This window comes from Citrobacter sp. Colony219, assembly GCF_019382635.1.
GTDB lineage: Bacteria > Pseudomonadota > Gammaproteobacteria > Enterobacterales > Enterobacteriaceae > Citrobacter > Citrobacter youngae.
Genome location: NZ_CP080033.1, coordinates 463,555 through 482,649 on the forward strand (window position 1 = coordinate 463,555; position 19,095 = coordinate 482,649).

General features: G+C 52.7%; 19 protein-coding genes. 13 read left to right on the top strand and 6 right to left on the bottom strand.

All coding sequences use genetic code 11. The features are described from left to right. Positions 1-278: 278 nt before the first annotated feature. On the top strand, positions 279-1,127 hold the full coding sequence (gene rhaS / locus JTI85_RS02085; protein ID WP_048214016.1) for an HTH-type transcriptional activator RhaS: 849 nt from the start codon (positions 279-281) through the stop codon (positions 1,125-1,127). Between the two features lie 152 nt (positions 1,128-1,279). After that, on the top strand, positions 1,280-2,128 hold the full coding sequence (gene rhaR, locus JTI85_RS02090) for an HTH-type transcriptional activator RhaR (RefSeq protein WP_048214015.1): 849 nt from the start codon (positions 1,280-1,282) through the stop codon (positions 2,126-2,128). Here the strand turns inward: rhaR and rhaT are convergent. Continuing rightward, positions 2,125-3,159, bottom strand: a complete 1,035-nt coding sequence (gene rhaT / locus JTI85_RS02095) for an L-rhamnose/proton symporter RhaT (protein WP_061066964.1) — start codon at positions 3,157-3,159, stop codon at positions 2,125-2,127. The two genes, rhaR and rhaT, sit on opposite strands and share 4 nt — an antisense overlap. Positions 3,160-3,448: 289 nt before the next feature. Between rhaT and sodA the strand changes: the two genes are divergently transcribed. Beyond that, positions 3,449-4,069 carry a superoxide dismutase [Mn] gene (gene sodA / locus JTI85_RS02100; RefSeq protein ID WP_005121766.1) on the top strand — a complete coding sequence of 207 codons (621 nt, stop codon included), beginning with the start codon at positions 3,449-3,451 and terminating at the stop codon, positions 4,067-4,069. A 236-nt stretch (positions 4,070-4,305) separates the two neighbouring features. Continuing rightward, entirely contained in the window at positions 4,306-5,289 is a 984-nt protein-coding gene (gene kdgT, locus JTI85_RS02105; protein ID WP_048214013.1) for a 2-keto-3-deoxygluconate transporter, read from the top strand. Between the two features lie 42 nt (positions 5,290-5,331). Here kdgT and JTI85_RS02110 read toward each other — a convergent pair whose 3' ends face one another. Continuing rightward, positions 5,332-6,228 (bottom strand): dihydrodipicolinate synthase family protein, encoded by an 897-nt coding sequence (locus tag JTI85_RS02110; protein ID WP_048214012.1) that lies wholly within the window; start codon positions 6,226-6,228, stop codon positions 5,332-5,334. 152 nt (positions 6,229-6,380) lie between these two features. Here JTI85_RS02110 and yiiM point away from each other — a divergent pair, with 152 nt between their 5' ends. Continuing rightward, positions 6,381-7,055, top strand: coding sequence for a 6-hydroxyaminopurine reductase (yiiM, locus tag JTI85_RS02115; RefSeq protein WP_048214011.1), 675 nt, complete (start codon positions 6,381-6,383; stop codon positions 7,053-7,055). 61 nt (positions 7,056-7,116) lie between these two features. Here the strand turns inward: yiiM and cpxA are convergent, their stop codons facing one another. Next, positions 7,117-8,490, bottom strand: a complete 1,374-nt coding sequence (gene cpxA / locus JTI85_RS02120; protein WP_003840485.1) for an envelope stress sensor histidine kinase CpxA — start codon at positions 8,488-8,490, stop codon at positions 7,117-7,119. Then, entirely contained in the window at positions 8,487-9,185 is a 699-nt protein-coding gene (gene cpxR / locus JTI85_RS02125) for an envelope stress response regulator transcription factor CpxR (protein WP_048214010.1), read from the bottom strand. Before cpxR ends, cpxA begins: the two co-directional genes overlap by 4 nt. A 150-nt stretch (positions 9,186-9,335) precedes the next feature. Between cpxR and cpxP the strand changes: the two genes are divergently transcribed. The 7 genes from cpxP (at position 9,336) to JTI85_RS02160 (ending at position 17,044) form a co-directional block, all read left to right on the top strand. Further along, positions 9,336-9,836, top strand: a complete 501-nt coding sequence (gene cpxP, locus JTI85_RS02130; protein ID WP_005121753.1) for a cell-envelope stress modulator CpxP — start codon at positions 9,336-9,338, stop codon at positions 9,834-9,836. 147 nt (positions 9,837-9,983) lie between these two features. Next, positions 9,984-10,886, top strand: coding sequence for a CDF family cation-efflux transporter FieF (gene fieF, locus JTI85_RS02135; protein ID WP_048214007.1), 903 nt, complete (start codon positions 9,984-9,986; stop codon positions 10,884-10,886). Between the two features lie 184 nt (positions 10,887-11,070). After that, complete coding sequence (gene pfkA / locus JTI85_RS02140) at positions 11,071-12,033, top strand: 6-phosphofructokinase (protein WP_003028778.1); 963 nt, start codon at positions 11,071-11,073, stop codon at positions 12,031-12,033. Positions 12,034-12,236: 203 nt separating this feature from the next. Next, positions 12,237-13,226 (top strand): sulfate/thiosulfate ABC transporter substrate-binding protein Sbp, encoded by a 990-nt coding sequence (sbp, locus tag JTI85_RS02145; RefSeq protein WP_048214006.1) that lies wholly within the window; start codon positions 12,237-12,239, stop codon positions 13,224-13,226. Between the two features lie 104 nt (positions 13,227-13,330). After that, positions 13,331-14,080: a CDP-diacylglycerol diphosphatase gene (locus tag JTI85_RS02150; RefSeq protein WP_219352039.1), complete on the top strand. Its 750-nt coding sequence runs from the start codon at positions 13,331-13,333 to the stop codon at positions 14,078-14,080. A gap of 73 nt (positions 14,081-14,153) precedes the next feature. Beyond that, a complete protein-coding gene (locus JTI85_RS02155; protein ID WP_219352040.1) occupies positions 14,154-15,458 on the top strand; it encodes an SLC13 family permease in 1,305 nt (434 codons plus the stop codon). Between the two features lie 113 nt (positions 15,459-15,571). Continuing rightward, positions 15,572-17,044, top strand: coding sequence for a DASS family sodium-coupled anion symporter (locus JTI85_RS02160; protein WP_061066967.1), 1,473 nt, complete (start codon positions 15,572-15,574; stop codon positions 17,042-17,044). A 41-nt stretch (positions 17,045-17,085) separates the two neighbouring features. Here JTI85_RS02160 and tpiA read toward each other — a convergent pair whose 3' ends face one another. Next, positions 17,086-17,853: a triose-phosphate isomerase gene (gene tpiA, locus JTI85_RS02165; protein ID WP_003028783.1), complete on the bottom strand. Its 768-nt coding sequence runs from the start codon at positions 17,851-17,853 to the stop codon at positions 17,086-17,088. Between the two features lie 111 nt (positions 17,854-17,964). Beyond that, positions 17,965-18,561 (bottom strand): YiiQ family protein, encoded by a 597-nt coding sequence (locus JTI85_RS02170; RefSeq protein WP_061066968.1) that lies wholly within the window; start codon positions 18,559-18,561, stop codon positions 17,965-17,967. Between the two features lie 100 nt (positions 18,562-18,661). Here JTI85_RS02170 and JTI85_RS02175 point away from each other — a divergent pair, with 100 nt between their 5' ends. Continuing rightward, positions 18,662-19,090 (top strand): DUF805 domain-containing protein, encoded by a 429-nt coding sequence (locus tag JTI85_RS02175; protein ID WP_137364414.1) that lies wholly within the window; start codon positions 18,662-18,664, stop codon positions 19,088-19,090. Positions 19,091-19,095 lie beyond the last annotated feature (5 nt).

Consider the following 19,095-nt stretch of genomic DNA (forward strand, 5'->3'; position numbering starts at 1 on the left):
CACTCAGTCTAAGAACCCGTGAAATGGCGTACCTTCTTGTTAGTGACAGCGACAATACGCGGCTGGCAGCATGGCAAAGGTGAACGTGATAGCGTTCACAGTTTCTACTAATGGGGACGGTTTCACCTGATGTGACCCCTTCCGCAATTCCCGATCTTTCCCGCTATTTCTTGAAGAATTGACCGTGTTTACGCACTTTGGCGTCAAAAATTTAAGGTGAGGGTGATAACCCTTAATTACTATTCAGCCATGTTCATTTGATCGGGGGGGATGTCATTATGACCGTATTGCATTGCGTGGATTTTTTTCCGACAGGTAAAGCGCCCGTGGCGATTGAGCCCCGGCTTCCTCAGCCTGCCTTTCCAGAACATCATCATGATTTTCATGAAATTGTAGTGGTTGAACATGGTACGGGAATTCATGTGTTCAATGGACAGCCTTATACCATTAGCGGGGGAACGGTGTGTTTTGTCCGCGATCATGACAGACACTTATATGAACATACTGACAACCTGTGTCTGACCAATATTCTGTATCGTTCCCCGGATGCGTTTCAGTTTTTGGCCGGGTTGAATCAGTTGTTACCCCAGGAGCTGAATGGGCAATATCCGTCACACTGGCGGGTGAATCAGAGCGTGTTGCAGCAGGTTCGGCATCTGGTGGGGCAAATGGAAAATCTTGGAGAGGCAATGGATACGCCAACGGCGGCAAATCGTGAGATCTTGTTCATGCAGCTGTTGGTGCTGTTGCGTAAAAGCAGCCTGATGGAAGCGGCAACAGATAATGATGCGCGACTGAACCAACTACTGGCATGGCTGGAGGATAACTTTGCCGACGAAGTGTGCTGGGAAGCTGTAGCCGAGCAGTTTTCGCTCTCTTTACGGACTTTGCACCGCCAGCTTAAACAACAGACCGGGCTGACGCCACAGCGCTATCTCAACCGCCTACGGCTTATCAAAGCCCGCCATTTGCTACGTCACAGTGATGACAGCGTGACGGACATCGCTTATCGTTGTGGGTTCGGTGACAGTAACCATTTTTCGACGCTGTTTCGCCGGGAGTTTAACTGGTCGCCGCGCGATATCCGACAGGGACGCGATGTCATTACTGGAAGCAGCCTCCAGTAACGCGAAAGCTATCAACGTTTTTTGCCGTCCGTTTGCTGATAATCATACCCTTTTATGCCGGATGGCGGCTGTGCCTTATCCGGCCTACGTGGATGCCTTGTAGACCGGATAAACGTAGCGCATCCGGCAAGCGTTCAGGTTGAGGTGATGTGATGGTGAATCATCTGGTCCTTCTGAAATCAGACTTTTTTGCGAATGACCACCAGGCCGTCGCGGTGGCCGATCGTTACCCACAGGATGTGTTTGCCGAACATACTCATGAGTTTTGCGAGCTGGTGATGGTATGGCGCGGCAATGGCCTGCATGTTCTCAACGATCGCCCGTACCGGATAACCCGCGGCGATCTGTTTTATATCCGTGCCGAAGACAAACACTCCTACACCTCAGTTAACGATCTCGTCCTGCAAAATATCATTTACTGCCCGGAACGGCTGACGCTGAATGTCGGCTGGGAAAGCGCGATCCCAGGATTTAACGGCTCGCCGCGACAGCCCCACTGGCGGCTTGGCAGCGCGGGTATGTCCCAGGCCCGGCAGATAATTAGTCAGCTTGAACATGAGAGTAATCAGCGTGACCCGCTGGCTTTTGAAATGGCCGAGTTGCTGTTTGGGCAACTGGTGACTCATTTCAAGCGGCACCGCTACGCCACGGATACGCTGCCAGCGACATCAAGTGAAACGTTGTTGGATAAGCTGATTACCGCGTTGGCCGGGAGTCATGAACATGCCTTTGCGCTGGATAAATTCTGTGAGCAGGAACAGTGCAGTGAGCGAGTTTTGCGTCAGCAGTTTCGCAGCCAGACAGGGATGACCATCAACCAGTATCTCCGCCAGGTACGGGTTTGCCATGCTCAGTATCTGCTTAAGCACAGTAGACTGATGATCAGTGAAATTTCTATGCGCTGCGGCTTTGAGGACAGTAACTACTTTTCGGTGGTATTTACGCGGGAAACCGGGATGACGCCGAGCCAGTGGCGTCATCTCAGCAGCCCGAATGATTAACTGGCCATCCCCAGACCGACAATATTTGCCGCGAGAATAATGACCACGCAGCCGAGGCTCAGTACGCTGACCGGACGGCGGCCCGCGTTTTTCCACTCTTTCAGCACCAGACCAACAATACCGCCGCACAGGACATAGAAGCTCATGTGCAGCATCCAACTGACATAATCATACTGCGCCGGAATGCGAGCGTGGCCCCAGGCGTAGAAGAAGAATTGCAGATACCACATCAGGCCACCGAGCGCGGACAGTAGCACGTTGGTGATGATCAGCGGTTTGGCTAACGAGAAGTCGGCTTTTATCGAAAGATCTTTCACTTTTGCCAAACGAATAAAACAGAAGCCCAGGTTGACTAAAGCACCGCCGCCCATGATGACGACATAGCTTGGTAGCGCGACATACAGCGGATCAACGCCCAGCGCGGCAGCTGCATCGTGCATGGGTTTCGCCGCGTTCATCGCAAAGGACATCCCGGCAGAGAAAATGCCGCACATTACCGCCAGCACCAGCCCCTTCTTCAGGTTGAACTCTTCTGCTTTGATGCCCATTTTACGTTCTTTCAACTGTCCTGCGCGGGTCACAATGCCCACGCCAATCAGCGCGACCAATACGCCCAGTAGCGTCATGCGCCCGCCATCGGTGCTGATCAGCACATCAAAGTTACCGTTGATGATAGGGGTCATCAGCGTGCCGACAATCAGGGTAATACCAATCGCAATACCAATCCCCATCGACATGCCGAGATAGCGCATGGTCAGGCCATAGTTGATATTACCGATCCCCCACATCGCGCCAAACAGAAATACCGGTGCCAGCGTGGAGAGGCTAAAAGAACTGAAGTAGGCCCAGAAGTTGGGAAGCAACATGGCGCTGATGGTCCATGGCAGGATAAGCCAGGAGACGACCCCGCCAACCGACCACATTGTTTCCCATGACCAATGTTTAACTTGTTTGAACGGGGCATAGAAACAGGCTGCGCTGGCTGCACCTATCAAATGCCAAAGAATACCCATCGTAATCGCGTTACTCATGACTGAATCCTCGTTATTTTTTATCGTCGGTCATAACCCCTCCGACACAACGAGTTTAAAAATTACGCAGATGATTAACCTTTTGACGATTGCCGCCTTTGTCCTCTTGTTGGCAATCATCACGTTAACTGGGTGATTTGGCTCACATCTTCAGTAATGGTGATGAATAATTAAGACCCTGTAAAAAGTACGGCATTGATAATCATTTTCAATATCATTTAATTAACTATAATGACCCAACTGCTTACGCGGCGTTAACACTGGCCGCCCGACAATACTGGAGATGATTATGAGTTATACACTGCCATCCCTGCCGTACGCTTATGATGCCCTTGAACCGCACTTCGATAAGCAGACGATGGAAATCCACCATACCAAACACCACCAGGCTTACGTAAACAACGCTAATGCTGCGCTGGAAAGCCTGCCTGAATTCGCGAGCCTGTCTGCTGAAGAGTTGATCACCAAACTGGATCAGCTGCCTGCGGATAAGAAAACCGTTCTGCGTAACAACGCTGGCGGTCACGCTAACCACAGCCTGTTCTGGAAAGGCCTGAAAACCGGTACCACGCTGCAGGGCGACCTGAAAGCGGCTATCGAACGTGACTTCGGTTCTGTTGACAACTTCAAAGCTGAATTTGAAAAAGCAGCAGCCACTCGTTTCGGTTCCGGCTGGGCGTGGCTGGTTCTGAAAGGTGACAAACTGGCTGTTGTTTCCACCGCTAACCAGGATTCCCCGCTGATGGGTGAAGCTATCTCTGGCGCTTCCGGCTTCCCGATCGTGGGCCTGGACGTTTGGGAACACGCTTACTACCTGAAATTCCAGAACCGTCGCCCGGACTACATCAAAGCGTTCTGGGACGTGGTGAACTGGGACGAAGCTGCTGCACGTTTCGCCGCGAAAAAATAAGTTCGACGCGTTAATTAAGCCCCTGCAAGCGATGCCTGCGGGGGCTTTTTTGTGATCAAAATCAATATAAAAACAATGATCCATTTAAATTGAAACAAGGTTTTATTATGCGAGTGGGATCACTTTTATAGTTTCTGCGAATGTCTATCTTCTTTTCATCAAGACGGGCGCATCTCAAAAGCAAGATGCAGTCGCCCATAAAAATTGCCCCATTTTTATGTCTACAGGTGATGGAAATGCAGATCAAACGTACGATAGAGAAAATCCCAGGCGGTATGATGTTGGTGCCGCTGTTTCTGGGCGCGTTGTGTCATACCTTTTCCCCCGGCGCCGGGAAATACTTCGGCTCATTTACCAACGGTATGATCACCGGTACGGTGCCGATTCTGGCAGTCTGGTTCTTTTGCATGGGGGCATCGATTAAGCTGAGCGCTACCGGAACCGTACTGCGTAAATCCGGCACGTTAGTGATAACCAAGATCCTGGTCGCATGGGTGGTAGCGGCGATTGCATCGCGCATTCTTCCTGAACATGGCGTGGAAGTGGGGTTCTTTGCCGGGTTGTCTACGCTGGCGCTGGTGGCCGCAATGGATATGACTAACGGCGGGCTGTATGCCTCGATTATGCAGCAGTACGGCACCAAAGAAGAGGCTGGGGCGTTTGTCCTGATGTCGCTGGAGTCTGGCCCGTTGATGACCATGGTGATTCTGGGAACCGCCGGGATTGCTTCGTTTGAACCGCATGTATTTGTAGGGGCGGTATTGCCGTTCCTGATTGGTTTTGCGCTGGGTAATCTGGATCCTGAGCTGCGGGAATTCTTCAGTAAGGCCGTGCAGACGCTGATTCCTTTCTTCGCCTTCGCATTAGGTAACACCATTGATTTGAGCGTGATTGCACAGACCGGCGTACTGGGTATTCTGCTGGGCGTGGCGGTGATTATAATCACCGGTATCCCGCTGATTATTGCCGATAAACTGATTGGCGGCGGCGATGGTACGGCGGGAATTGCGGCGTCCAGTTCTGCTGGCGCGGCCGTTGCCACGCCGGTGCTGATTGCGGAAATGGTTCCGGCGTTCAAACCCATGGCGCCGGCGGCAACCTCTCTGGTGGCGACGTCAGTGATTGTAACCTCCATCCTCGTGCCGATTATCACCTCCATCTGGTCGAAAAGAGCCAAAGCCAGAGCGGCGGCAATCGATATACGCAACGCGGTGAAGTAACGTGATTAAGCCGGATGGTTTGCACCATCCGGCTTAACCGTTTTAACCCTTGATTACAAACACCTCATCAATTGTTCGACACTCACTTTCATTCAGCTCCCCGCCTGCATTACGTGAAACCCCGGTGCAATAGCCAAACTTACGCGATACCACGGTTTTGATGGTGGTGACGAAATCCTCACCGATGGCGTAGATGGACATGTAGGTGCCAATCTGGTCCTGAATATCGCGAAGTGCAGCCAGATCCCCCTGCTTGAAGGCTTCTCGTGCGCTGACAAACAGCTCCGGCATGACGTTGTTTAATCCTGAAATAATCCCTGCGCCGCCTGCCAGCAGGTTAGGAATATAGTATTCGTCATAGCCGGATAGCACGGCAAAATCTTCGCGTACGGCGCGGGTGGTCTGGATCATGCTGCGGGTGTGGGACTGGCAGTCGACGGTATCTTTGATGCCTGCGAAGTTGGGGAACTCAGAGGCAAGGGTGGCAACCAGTTCAGGCGTTAAGTCGCAACCGGTTCGCGCCGGGAAGTTATAGGCAAACCATTTGCCGCTGAGTTTCTGCCCCAATTGACGGAAGTAGCTCAGGAGCTGTTTCGCCGTTTGCCCGTAATAGTAAGGTGGTAGGATCATCACGGCATCGTAACCGGCGCGATACGCTTCCTGTGCCATCAACAGCACATCGTTCTGGCAAGTGGATGAGACGTTGGCGACCATCTTCAGCGAGCTCATGGCACGGGCTTCACGGATCAGCAACAGCCTTTCCTCGAGCGTAAAGGAGGCAAATTCCCCGATGCTGCCCATCAACAAAATCACGTCGATGTTGGCCTCGGTAAGGCGTTTAAGATGCTGGCTCAGACCGTTAAGATCGATCTTGCCGTCATTGTCCATTGGCGTAATGGAAGGACACCAGACGCCAGCAAATTGCGATTGACCAGTCACGTTGTCGACTCCTTATTTGAAATGATGTTTCAAAACCAGCTTACATTGATAGCATGTGTCCCTAACTTTCATGTGAACCGTGCTCTCATTTTGAGCGACTGGGGTAAAATAAATGTGGTGTAATGGGAGAAATTTATCGGGAGAGGGAACAGATGCGATATCCGGTCGATGTTTTTACAGGCAAGATTCGGGACTACACGGGAAGCCGTCCCAGCGCGATTGCTAAAGTTCAGGTTGATGGCGAGTTGATGCTGACCGATCTGGGGCTCACGGGCGATGAACAGGCGGAGACTAAAATTCACGGCGGGCCGGATCGCGCGTTGTGCCACTATCCGCGTGAACACTATCAGCACTGGATACAAGAATTCCCTGAACAGGCGGAGTTATTTGTCGCCCCCGCCTTTGGGGAGAACCTCTCAACGCTTGGGCTGACAGAAGAGAATGTCTATATCGGCGATATTTTCCAGTGGGGCGAGGCGTTGATTCAGGTCACGCAGCCACGTTCACCGTGTTTTAAGCTGAATTTCCATTTTGGCATTAGCGATATGGCAAGTCAGATGCAGGCCTCGGGGAAGATAGGCTGGCTGTACAGTGTTATCGCGCCGGGCATGGTGTCGGCGGATGCGCCGCTGGTACTGGCATCGCGCGTGAGCGATGTCAGTCTGCGGGAGGCGATTGCTATTGCCTGGCATATGCCGTTTGATGATTCGCAATATCACCGTTTACTGTCGGCTGCAGGGCTATCGAAAAGCTGGACCAGAACGATGCAAAAACGCCGTTTAAGCGGCAAGATCGAGGACAATTCCCGCCGTTTGTGGGGGAAATAATTCCCCCTGTCCGTGGAGGCCGGATGAGGCATTACGCCGCCATCCGGCAACACAGAGAGACTCAGGAACGCTTATACAACGGTAACCAAATTACCAGCCGTAAACCACCCAGCGGGCTGTCTTCGGCCTTCACCCAGCCACGATGCTGCTGGATTGCGGTTTCAACAATCGCCAGACCCAGACCTGTTCCGCCAGACTCGCGATCGCGCGCCTCATCGGTACGATAGAACGGACGGAAAATCTGTTCTCTGTCTTCAGGGCTTACGCCTGGGCCATCGTCGTCCACGGTGATGGTAATCCCGTCGATATCCACCGCAAAGCCCACTTCGATCTTCGTATGTGAATAGCGTAGGGCATTGCGCACAATGTTTTCCAGCGCACTTTCCAGTGCGTTCGGGTTGCCATACAGCGGCCATGGTCCCGGCGGGAAATTCACTGTCAGCGATTTACCCATCTGCTCCGCTTCAAAGGCGGCGTTATCCAGTACTTCGCCCCATAGCTGATTAGCCTTCACGGTTTCACTGACCAGCGCGTTTTTCTGCTGATTACGTGACATCACCAGCAGGTCGTTGATCATGCTGTCCAGCCGGTGCGCTTCTGTTTCAATGCGCTCCAGCTCTTTGCTCTCACCGCTACGACGGCGCAGCAGCGCAGTCCCCAATTGCAAACGTGTTAGTGGCGTTCTCAACTCGTGAGAGATGTCCGACAGCAGGCGTTGCTGCGTGGTCATCATGCGTTCCAGCGCGGTCACCATCTGGTTAAAACTGGCGCCTGCCGCCAGAAACTCCTGCGGACCGGCTTCCAGCTCCGGATGTTGACGCAGGTTGCCCTGTGCCACCTCATCCGCCGCGTTTTTCAACTTACGCGCCGGTTTCGCCAGGCTCCATGCCAGCCAAAGCAGCAGCGGCGAGCTGACGAGCATGGTGACGATCAGCAGCAACAGTGGCCGGTCAAACAACAGGTTGATGAAATCAGACTGTGAACTGCTGGCTGGTCGAATGAGATACAGCTGGTAGTTATCTTCCCCGTCTCTGACGGAGAAAGGCCCGACCATCTCAACGCGACCGTATTTTTTCTTCTGCGGATGGTCAGCGTTATCAGCCTGACCAATAAAGTTACGAATGATCTGCATTTCGTTGCGTTCTGCGCCGATCACACGTCCTTCTGTAGTGACAAGCAATAACCGCTGTCCTGGCGGCGCCCACTTGTCGATAGCACGGAACAGGCGACGCCACCACATAAGATCGTTGGGTGGGTCGTTCGCCAGCTCAGCTTCAACGTGTTGCTCGATCATCAACCCCTGGCGCTGCTCGCTGTCCAGTAGCTCGGTCATCTGGCGTGAGTCGAGCTTGGGCAGCATCAGTACCAACATCAACACCAGCGCCAGCGTTAACCAGAAGATGGCAAAGATGCGTGCGGTTAAGCTTCCTATCATGAAGCGGAGACCATCAGGTAGCCGCGACCACGCAGGGTTTTAAACCAGGGGTGCCCGTCTTTCCGCTCTGGCAGCTTACGGCGCAGGTTCGAGATGTGCATGTCGATCGCGCGGTCAAACGGCGTCAGGCGTTTGCCCAGCACTTCCTGACTCAGGTGTTCACGAGAAACTACCTGGCCGAGATGCTGTGCCAGTAAATAAAGCAGGGTGAATTCGGTGCCGGTTAACTCCAGGGTTTGCCCATCAAAACTGGCTTCCTGGCGACCCGGATTCAGACTTAACGCATCCACTTCCAGCGTCGGCGAGCCATTATCGCTGGTCTGCTGTTGTTCGCTCCAGTGAGAGCGGCGCAGAATAGCGCGGATACGCGCGACCAGTTCGCGGTCATTAAACGGTTTGGGTAAATAGTCGTCCGCGCCCAGCTCAAGGCCGAGTACGCGATCCAATTCGCTGCCGCGAGCGGTCAGCATGATTACGGGCGTCTGGTGTGTCTGGCGAAGCGCTTTCAGTGTATCGATGCCGTTTTTCTTCGGCATCATGACGTCGAGCAAAAGTAAATCGATGCTGTCATCCAGAAGCTCAAGTGCCTGCTCCCCATCATGGGCAACCAGCACATCGAAACCTTCCATTTCAAGCAACTCCTTTAACAGGGAAGTCAGCTCTCGGTCATCATCAACTAACAGGATTTTATTCATTGTTTACGTACCTCCGAGGCAGAAATTACGTCATCAGGCGTCGCTAATCTATGACTTTACGTTGTTTTACACCCCCTGACGCATGTTTGCAGCCCGAATCGTAAACTGTCTCTCGTTGAATCGCGACAGAAAAGATTTTGGGAGCAAGTGATGGGCAAAGTTACCGCTGCCGTCATGGCCTCAACGCTGGCACTCAGTACTTTGAGCCATGCAGCTGAAGTCGTCACAGGCGATCACTGGCACCTGGGTGAAGGCTCCTCGCAGCGCAGCGTACAGAGCCACATGTTTGACGGTATCAGTTTAACCGAACATCAACGTCAACAGATGCGAGATTTAATGCAGCAGGCAAGACACGAACAGCCTCCTGTTAATGTTAGCGAAATGGAGACAATGCATCGTCTTGTCACCGCAGAGAAATTTGATGAAAGCGCTGTGCGCGCTCAGGCAGAAAAAATGGCACAAGAACAGGTTGCCCGCCAGGTTGAAATAGCCAGGGTCCGCAACCAGATGTATCGCCTGTTAACGCCCGAGCAGCAAGCGGTTTTAAATGAGAAACATGAACAACGAATGGAGCAACTGCGCGACGTAGCGCACTGGAAACAAAGCTCATCGTTAAATTTATTGAGTAGTAGCAACTCACGTTCCCAGTAGTAACCCTGTTTTCCTTGCCATAGACACCATCCCTGTCTTCCCCCACATGATGTGGGGGTTTTTTTTGCCCAAAATTTGTCACTCGGTAATTGCCTGACTGTTTTACTTCATCCGTTATACTAGCGGCATATCCTGGCAGGAGTGTTTATGAATCAAACCTATGGGCGGCTGGTTAGCCGGGCGGCAATCGCGGCTACCGTGATGGCATCGCTGTTACTTTTGATCAAAATTTTTGCGTGGTGGTACACCGGATCGGTCAGTATTCTGGCTGCACTGGTGGATTCTCTGGTGGACATCGCGGCGTCGTTAACCAACCTGTTGGTGGTGCGCTATTCGTTGCAACCGGCCGATGATGAACATACGTTCGGACACGGAAAAGCGGAATCGCTGGCGGCGTTGGCGCAAAGCATGTTTATTTCCGGTTCGGCGCTGTTTTTATTCCTGACCGGGATTCAGCATCTCATCCAACCGACGCCGATGAAAGATCCTGGCGTTGGGGTGGTGGTCACCATCATTGCGTTAGTGTGTACAATCATTCTGGTCACGTTTCAGCGCTGGGTGGTGAAACGTACGCAAAGTCAGGCTGTACGGGCAGATATGCTTCATTATCAGTCTGATGTTATGATGAACGGTGCGATTCTCGTGGCGCTTGGACTGGCCTGGTACGGTTGGCATCGTGCGGATGCCTTGTTTGCGCTCGGGATTGGCATCTATATTTTATATAGTGCATTACGCATGGGGTATGAGGCAGTGCAATCCTTGTTGGATCGCGCCTTACCCGATGAGGAACGTCAGGAAATTATTGATATAGTGACGTCATGGCCCGGTGTCAGCGGCGCTCACGATCTTCGCACGCGGCAGTCAGGGCCGACCCGCTTTATTCAGATTCATTTGGAAATGGAAGATAATCTGCCGCTCGTTCAGGCGCATTTAGTGGCTGAGCAGGTGGAGCAGGCAATTTTACGGCGTTTCCCGGGATCGGATGTGATTATTCACCAGGATCCCTGTTCAGTCGTACCCAAGGAAGGCAAGATGTTTGAGCTTTCATAATTCGTTGTAAAAAAGTGAGCCGGGCCAGCATTTTGTGTATAAATTACCACCATTTGGCCTGACCTGAATCAATTCAGCAGGAAGTGATTGTTATACTATCTGCATATTCGTTGGATCGTTTCGATATGCGGAATCGACTTCCGGCAGCAGATTTCATTTTGCATTCCAAAGTTCAGAGGTAGTCATGATTAAGAAAATCGGTGTGTTGACAAGCGGCGGTGATGCGCCGGGCATGAACGCAGCAATCCGTGGTGTTGTACGTGCAGCGTTAACGGAAGGACTGGAAGTCATGGGGATCCATGATGGCTACCTGGGTTTGTATGAAGACCGTATGGTCCAGCTTGACCGCTACAGCGTGTCCGACATGATCAACCGTGGTGGTACTTTCCTCGGTTCTGCTCGCTTCCCGGAATTCCGCGACGAAAATGTGCGTGCAGTGGCTATCGAAAATCTGAAGAAACGTGGCATCGATGCATTAGTTGTTATTGGTGGTGACGGTTCTTACATGGGTGCAAAACGCCTGACTGAAATGGGCTTCCCGTGCATCGGCTTGCCGGGCACTATCGACAACGATATTAAAGGCACTGATTACACCATCGGTTACTTCACCGCATTGGGTACCGTCGTCGAAGCGATTGACCGTCTGCGTGATACTTCTTCTTCTCACCAGCGTATCTCCATCGTTGAAGTGATGGGGCGTTACTGCGGCGACCTGACCCTGGCCGCAGCAATTGCCGGTGGCTGTGAATTTGTCGTGGTTCCGGAAGTTGAATTTAGCCGTGATGATCTGGTTGCTGAAATCAAAGCCGGTATCGCAAAAGGTAAAAAACACGCCATCGTAGCGATCACTGAGCACATGTGTGATGTTGATGAACTGGCACATTACATTGAGAAAGAAACGGGCCGTGAAACGCGTTCTACCGTACTGGGTCATATCCAGCGTGGTGGTTCTCCGGTTCCTTACGATCGTATTCTGGCGTCCCGTATGGGCGCATATGCTATTGAACTGCTGCTGGCAGGTCATGGCGGTCGCTGTGTCGGTATTCAGAACGAGCAGCTGGTTCACCACGACATCATCGACGCTATCGAAAACATGAAGCGTCCGTTCAAAGGTGACTGGCTGGACTGCGCGAAAAAACTGTACTGATTGTTTTTGGTTGCCCGGTGGCGCTTCGCTTACCGGGCCTACAGCGTGTACTCTTGTAGGCCCGATAAGGCGTAAGCCGTCATCCGGTACAACCTTCCTCATTTATTCCCCAGAGTTATAGCAAATCTTTTTTTATTCTTTAATGTTTGGATGCCTTTCTGGCACGCTTTGCTCATCACAACATCACATAAGAGAGCTGGGCGATGAACAAATGGGGCGTAGGTTTAACATTATTGCTGGCATCGACCAGCGTTCTGGCAAAGGATATTCAGTTACTTAACGTATCGTACGATCCAACGCGTGAACTGTACGAGCAGTACAATAAAGCCTTCAGCGCGCACTGGAAGCAGGAAACGGGCGACAACGTCGTGATCCGCCAGTCGCATGGTGGTTCGGGTAAACAGGCGACTTCCGTCATCAACGGCATTGAAGCCGATGTCGTGACGCTGGCACTGGCATACGACGTGGATGCCATTGCTGAACGTGGCCGTATCGATAAAAACTGGATTACGCGCCTGCCGGACAACTCCGCGCCTTACACCTCCACCATCGTGTTCCTGGTCCGCAAAGGCAACCCCAAACAAATTCATGACTGGAACGATTTGATCAAACCGGGCGTGTCAGTGATTACACCAAACCCGAAAAGCTCAGGCGGCGCACGCTGGAACTATCTGGCGGCATGGGGCTATGCCCTGCACCACAACAACAACGATCAGGCCAAAGCGCAGGACTTCGTCAAAGCACTGTTTAAAAACGTTGAAGTGCTGGATTCCGGTGCGCGTGGTTCAACCAATACCTTCGTAGAACGCGGTATCGGTGATGTGCTGATCGCCTGGGAAAACGAAGCGCTGCTGGCAACGAACGAACTGGGTAAAGATAAATTCGAGATAGTGACGCCGAGTGAATCTATTCTCGCGGAGCCGACCGTTTCCGTCGTCGATAAAGTGGTGGAAAAGAAAGACACCAAAGCGGTGGCAGAGGCTTATCTGAAGTATCTCTACTCTCCGGAAGGTCAGGAAATTGCAGCGAAAAACTACTATCGTCCACGTGATGCAGACGTCGCGAAGAAATACGAAAATGCATTTCCGAAGCTGAAGCTGTTCACCATCGACGAAGAGTTTGGCGGCTGGACGAAAGCGCAGAAAGAGCACTTTTCTAACGGCGGTACGTTCGACCAGATCAGCAAACGCTAAATAAGTCTGTGATTTACCGACCCGGTGGCTTAGCGCGACCGGGTTTTTTATTTGTCATGGTTTTGCGTTACTCTTGCGCCTCAATGGGATACAGGGAACGCGTAATGAAAAAAGCAGGTTATCTTTTACTGGTGGTGATTGTGGTTGCCGCCGCTGCGGGCGTTGGGTACTGGAAATTTAGCGGTAACCCGGACGCGTTACGCCAGATAGTCCTTGAACAATGCCTGCCACATCAATTGCAGCAGCACGATCCCGCGCCGTGTACTGAAGTTAAACCCGATGCCGGATATGTAGTATTCAAAGACCGAAACGGTCCGCTGCAATATCTGTTGATGCCCACTTACCGTATCAATGGTACGGAAAGCCCACTGCTGTTGAAATCAGGCACGCCGAACTTTTTCTGGTTGGCCTGGCAGGCGCGCAGCTTTATGAGCCAAAAATACGGCCACGAAATCCCTGACAAAGCGGTCTCGCTGACCATTAACTCGCGTAGCGGACGTACGCAAAATCATTTGCATATTCATATCTCCTGTCTGCGAACCGACGTCAGAACGCAGCTGGATGATAATATAGCGGAAATCAGCACTCGCTGGTTGCCATTGCCCGGCGGATTGCGCGGGCATGAATATCTGGCGCGCCGCGTCATGGAAAATGAACTGGCGCAACGCAGCCCGTTTATGATGCTGGCAGAGGAGGTGCCGGATGCGCGCGAGCATATGGGCCGCTACGCCCTGGCAATGGTGCGTCAAAGCGACGAATCCTTTGTTCTGCTGGCGACCCAGCGCAATCTGCTGGCGCTCAATCTCGCCTCCGCTGAGGAAATTCAGGATCATCAATGTGATATTCTGCGTTAACCCCACCTAATCTGGCGTTTACTCCGCATGCCTGTCCCCGTATTCTTGTTGAAAAAAACAACAGGAGACAGGCATGTCGCTCTGGCTTACGCACCCTCTGTTTATTCCCTCTCTGGTGGTCGGCGTCACCATTTTGCTTTGGGCTACGTCGCTGTTGCCGGAATTTATCACGGCGCTGCTGTTCTTTGCCGTGGCGATGGTGGCCAAAATCGCGCCACCGGATGTCATCTTTGGTGGCTTTGCCTCATCGGCGTTCTGGCTGGTTTTCAGTGGTTTTGTGCTGGGTATCGCGATTCGTAAAACGGGGCTGGCGGACCGGGCGGCGAGGGCATTGTCGTCAAGGCTGACAGACTCCTGGCCATTAATGGTCGCAAGCGTAGTGCTATTGAGTTACGCGCTGGCGTTCGTCATGCCGTCCAACATGGGACGTATTGCGCTGCTGATGCCGATTGTCGCGGCGATGGCGAAACGGGCTGGAATTAACGACGGCACGCGCGCCTGGTATGGTCTGGCGCTTGCCGTGGGTTTTGGTACCTTCCAGCTTTCCGCCACGATCTTACCTGCTAACGTACCAAACCTGGTGATGAGTGGCGCTGCGGAAGGCTCTTACGGCATCCACCTCAATTATCTTCCCTATTTGCTGCTGCATACGCCCGTGTTGGGTTGGCTAAAAGGCGCGGTACTTATTGGTCTTATCTGCTGGCTGTTTCCCGGCCAACCTCATGCTCCGCGCGATCTGACGCCACCTGAGCCAATGAGTCGTGATGAAAAACGTCTGGCCTGGATGTTAGCGGTGGTGCTGTTTCTGTGGGTCAGCGAAAGCTGGCATGGTGTGGGGCCGGCATGGACCGGGCTGGTGGCGGCGGTGATTACGCTGTTGCCGCGCGTAGGATTTATTAATGGCGAAGAATTTTCCAGTGGGGTGAATATCCGTACCTGCATTTACGTGGCGGGTATTCTGGGGCTGGCCATCACCGTGACACAGACCGGTATCGGTAGCGCGGTAGGCGAGGCGCTGTTACAGGTGATGCCGCTGGATGCGGACAAACCGTTTACCAGCTTCCTTGCATTGACCGGCATTACCACCGCGCTCAATTTCATCATGACGGCGAACGGCGTTCCGGCACTGTATACCACACTGGCACAAAGCTTTTCAGATGCGACCGGTTTCCCGCTACTCTCGGTGATTATGATTCAGGTACTGGGCTATTCCACACCGCTATTGCCGTATCAGGCTTCACCGATCGTGGTGGCGATGGCGCTTGGGAAAGTACCTGCAAGGGCGGGAATGCTGCTGTGTATCGCGCTGGCGGCGGCAACGTATCTGATACTGCTGCCGCTGGATTATCTGTGGTTTAGCGTGTTGGGGAAATTATAGTTGCATCAGAATGTTAATTTTTTGTTTTGTGAGTGGGTGAATTGTATTATGCGCGCCGATATTGGTTAATACCTGAGCGCATAATTGCGTGCTGGAAACTCAAGGATTGATTCATGGACAGATTGACCCCCATCCGCTGTTGGCCTGCCATCATCTCGATTGTTATTACGCTGACCATCTGGTTTGTTATCCCATGTCCAGCAGATGTCACCCCCGAGGCGTGGCATCTGCTGGCGTTATTTATCGGTACTATCGCGGCAATTATTGGTAAAGCGATGCCTATCGGCGCGATTGCGATTGTGGCAATTATGCTGGTAGCCATGACCGGCGTGACGCATCCCGGTAAACCCACCGCGGCGCTGAGCGATGCGTTAAGTGGTTTCTCCAACCAGCTTATCTGGCTGATCGGCATCTCGATTATGTTGTCGCAAAGCCTGTTGAAAACGGGGCTGGGCGCGCGTATCGGCTATGGGTTTATTGCTTTGTTTGGCAAAAGAACGTTGGGTATCGCGTGGGCGCTAACGCTGGCAGAAACGCTGATCGCACCCGTTACGCCAAGCAATACCGCACGCGGCGGCGGTATTATTCACCCAGTGATGCGGGCGATTGCGGAAAGTCTGGGTTCTCAACCCGGTGACAAAGAGAACGGTGCTACAGGTCGTTATCTGGCTCTGGTGAACTACAACATTAACCCGATCAGTTCGGCAATGTTTATTACCGCTACCGCCCCAAACCCGCTTATTGTGAGTTTCTTGACCAAAGGGACGGATGGGGTGCTGAATATGACCTGGGGAATGTGGGCGATTGCGGCGCTTCTTCCTGCCGTTGTCTCACTGGTCGTGATGCCTATTGTCATCTGGTGGCTCTATCCGCCCGCTATTACACGCACGCCGAATGCGCCAGAGTTTGCCCGGGAAAAGCTGGGGGCACTCGGTCCGTTGTCGCTGGCTGAAAAAATCACCCTCGCGGTTTTCGCTTTGCTGCTCTGCCTGTGGGCAGGTGTTCCTGCCATGCTGATGGGCAGTACCTGGGCCGTTAACCCCACCAGCGCGGCGCTCATTGGCTTGTCTGTTCTGTTAGTGACAGGGGTATTGAGTTGGGACGATATCCTTAAATGCCGCGGTGCATGGGATACGATAGTCTGGTTTGCCGCACTGGTTATGATGGCGGATTTCCTGAGCAAACTGGGTCTGGTGGGGTGGCTGGCGACGAGTGTTGGTAGCGCAATTGACCATCTCGGCGTGCACTGGAGTATCGCCACGCTGCTGCTGATCCTGCTTTATGTCTATTCACACTACTTTTTCGCCAGTACCACTGCACATATCACGGCCATGTTCGCGGCTTTCTTTGCTGCCGGATTAGGCCTCGGTGCTCCACCGGCGCTGCTCGGTCTGATGCTGGGCTTCTCCTCCTCCTTGATGATGTCACTGACGCACTATGGCACGGGTACTGCGCCTATTATCTTTGGTTCGGGCTATGTCACGCTGGCGGAGTGGTGGAAAACGGGGCTGGTGATGAGTGTGGTCAACCTGACCATCTGGGGTGTTACGGGGGCCTTCTGGTGGCACTGGCTGGGATACTGGTAAAGCGGGTATAAGAAGGGGAGCGATGCTCCCCTTTTAACAACTTAGGCCTGTTTAGCGGCTTCTGCTGCTTTAACGATGACTGCGAAGGCGTCTGCTTTCAGAGAAGCACCGCCAACCAGCGCACCGTCGATGTCCGGCTGAGCGAACAGTTCTGCGGCGTTTGCTGCGTTTACAGAACCGCCGTACTGGATGATAACTTGCTCAGCGATTTTCGCATCAGCTTTAGCAATGTGGTCACGGATGAATTTGTGGACTGCCTGAGCCTGAGCAGGCGTTGCAGATTTACCGGTACCGATAGCCCATACAGGTTCGTAAGCGATAACCACGCCTTCGAATGCTGCTGCGCCCTGAGTTTTCAGCACTGCGTCGATCTGACGTGCACAAACTTCTTCAGTTTTGCCCGCTTCGTTTTCTGCTTCGGTTTCACCGATGCACAGAACTGGAGTCAGACCCTGCTCTTTCAGCACGGCGAATTTCTTCGCGATCAGCTCGTCAGATTCTTTGTGGTAAGTACGACGCTCAGAGTGACCGATAATGATGTACTGCGCGCCGATATCTTTCAGCATTTCAGCAGAAGTTTCACCGGTGAATGCGCCAGACAGGTTCAGGTCAACGTTCTGCGCGCCCAGAATGATGTGGCTACCGGCAGCGGCGTGTTTCGCCAGGTCGATATACATTTCCGGCGGAGCGATTGCTACTGCACAGCCAGCAACGCCAGCCAGTTCTTTACGCAGGTTTGCAACCAGTTCGTTTACCATGTGGCGGCTGCCGTTCAGTTTCCAGTTACCCATCACTAAAGGATGTCGCATTTCATTTCTCCACGCTTGTCAGCGAATTAAGGAAGATGGCCGCCCGTCAGGGCAGCATGGTCTGTGAAACAGTATAGAGATTCATCTGCGGAAAGGCTTTGCTTTTTGTCATCAATTCGCCTTCTCAAGACTTTCTGATAGTGCCAGCTTAATCGGTTCAACAGCGAAGGTCAGCCCCTTTTCGCCGTTATCTGCAACAACATAGCGGATTGCGCCTTCCGTTTCGGCGTAATAGTGCTTACCTTTGCCGGCAGCGAGCAGTTTTTGCAGCTTTTTCTGACTCTGTTCTTTCGTCAACAGCGGCGCGACGGTGCGAATGACGGCGGTCATGTATTCCAGCGCTTTCGCTTTGGCCGCCTTTTGTTCTGGCCCCTGAATCGGCAGCCAGGTTATCTGCATACTTTTGATTTTTAAGGTGCCGCGCTCAAGGGCGGAGGACGCATACAGGTTTTCATTAATTTTACTGGCCGCGCGGGTGAGATTTGCCCGATCGCGGCTGCTGTCGATGGCACGGAACTCATTCAGAATAAGCTTCGGATTCTGCGTATTAAAGTTTTCGCGAAACTGGCTAATCGACAGGTCAAAGGTCGGCGCACCCGCCAGTAAATAGGGGGCCGTGGTTGCCGTCGATGGCTCTTCCGCCAGCGCCGCTGTATTCACGGACATGGCTGAAAACAATAATAAAAACAGTGTAAATCCTTGCTTCATCAATCGTACCTTTCATTCTCACTGCTCACGATTAAAACGGTAACCGTCGGGCTTGTCAAAAGGGTAAACTGTTCTGGAAGGTAATAATAAAGGAACTTACATGACCATACAGCAGTGGTTATTCTCATTTAAAGGGCGTCTTGGACGCCGTGATTTCTGGATTTGGATAGGCTTGTGGATAGTCGGAATGCTGGTTCTGTTCTCGCTGGCGAGTAAACAATTGCTCGATATCCAGACGGCGGCATTTTGTCTGGTTTGTCTGCTGTGGCCGACGGCTGCAGTCACAGTAAAACGTCTGCATGACCGGGGGCGCTCCGGAGCGTGGGCGCTGTTGATGATTCTGGCGTGGATGCTGCTGGCCGGAAATTGGGCGATATTACCCGGCGTCTGGCAATGGGCGGTAGGCCGCTTTGTTCCAACGTTGATTCTGGTTGGTATGCTTATCGATCTGGGGGCGTTCATTGGCACCCAGGACGCAAATAAATATGGTAAGGATACGCAGGACGTAAAGTACAGAGCTGACTCGTAGGCCGG

What these genes read in the sequence shown, in the direction of transcription:
- rhaS (WP_048214016.1), top strand. Translation starts at nt 279, where the DNA reads ATGACCGTATTGCATTGCGTGGATTTTTTTCCGACAGGTAAAGCGCCC.
- rhaR (WP_048214015.1), top strand. Translation starts at nt 1,280, where the DNA reads ATGGTGAATCATCTGGTCCTTCTGAAATCAGACTTTTTTGCGAATGAC.
- rhaT (WP_061066964.1), bottom strand. Translation starts at nt 3,159, where the DNA reads ATGAGTAACGCGATTACGATGGGTATTCTTTGGCATTTGATAGGTGCA.
- sodA (WP_005121766.1), top strand. Translation starts at nt 3,449, where the DNA reads ATGAGTTATACACTGCCATCCCTGCCGTACGCTTATGATGCCCTTGAA.
- kdgT (WP_048214013.1), top strand. Translation starts at nt 4,306, where the DNA reads ATGCAGATCAAACGTACGATAGAGAAAATCCCAGGCGGTATGATGTTG.
- yiiM (WP_048214011.1), top strand. Translation starts at nt 6,381, where the DNA reads ATGCGATATCCGGTCGATGTTTTTACAGGCAAGATTCGGGACTACACG.
- cpxA (WP_003840485.1), bottom strand. Translation starts at nt 8,490, where the DNA reads ATGATAGGAAGCTTAACCGCACGCATCTTTGCCATCTTCTGGTTAACG.
- cpxR (WP_048214010.1), bottom strand. Translation starts at nt 9,185, where the DNA reads ATGAATAAAATCCTGTTAGTTGATGATGACCGAGAGCTGACTTCCCTG.
- cpxP (WP_005121753.1), top strand. Translation starts at nt 9,336, where the DNA reads ATGGGCAAAGTTACCGCTGCCGTCATGGCCTCAACGCTGGCACTCAGT.
- fieF (WP_048214007.1), top strand. Translation starts at nt 9,984, where the DNA reads ATGAATCAAACCTATGGGCGGCTGGTTAGCCGGGCGGCAATCGCGGCT.
- pfkA (WP_003028778.1), top strand. Translation starts at nt 11,071, where the DNA reads ATGATTAAGAAAATCGGTGTGTTGACAAGCGGCGGTGATGCGCCGGGC.
- sbp (WP_048214006.1), top strand. Translation starts at nt 12,237, where the DNA reads ATGAACAAATGGGGCGTAGGTTTAACATTATTGCTGGCATCGACCAGC.
- JTI85_RS02150 (WP_219352039.1), top strand. Translation starts at nt 13,331, where the DNA reads ATGAAAAAAGCAGGTTATCTTTTACTGGTGGTGATTGTGGTTGCCGCC.
- JTI85_RS02155 (WP_219352040.1), top strand. Translation starts at nt 14,154, where the DNA reads ATGTCGCTCTGGCTTACGCACCCTCTGTTTATTCCCTCTCTGGTGGTC.
- JTI85_RS02160 (WP_061066967.1), top strand. Translation starts at nt 15,572, where the DNA reads ATGGACAGATTGACCCCCATCCGCTGTTGGCCTGCCATCATCTCGATT.
- tpiA (WP_003028783.1), bottom strand. Translation starts at nt 17,853, where the DNA reads ATGCGACATCCTTTAGTGATGGGTAACTGGAAACTGAACGGCAGCCGC.
- JTI85_RS02170 (WP_061066968.1), bottom strand. Translation starts at nt 18,561, where the DNA reads ATGAAGCAAGGATTTACACTGTTTTTATTATTGTTTTCAGCCATGTCC.
- JTI85_RS02175 (WP_137364414.1), top strand. Translation starts at nt 18,662, where the DNA reads ATGACCATACAGCAGTGGTTATTCTCATTTAAAGGGCGTCTTGGACGC.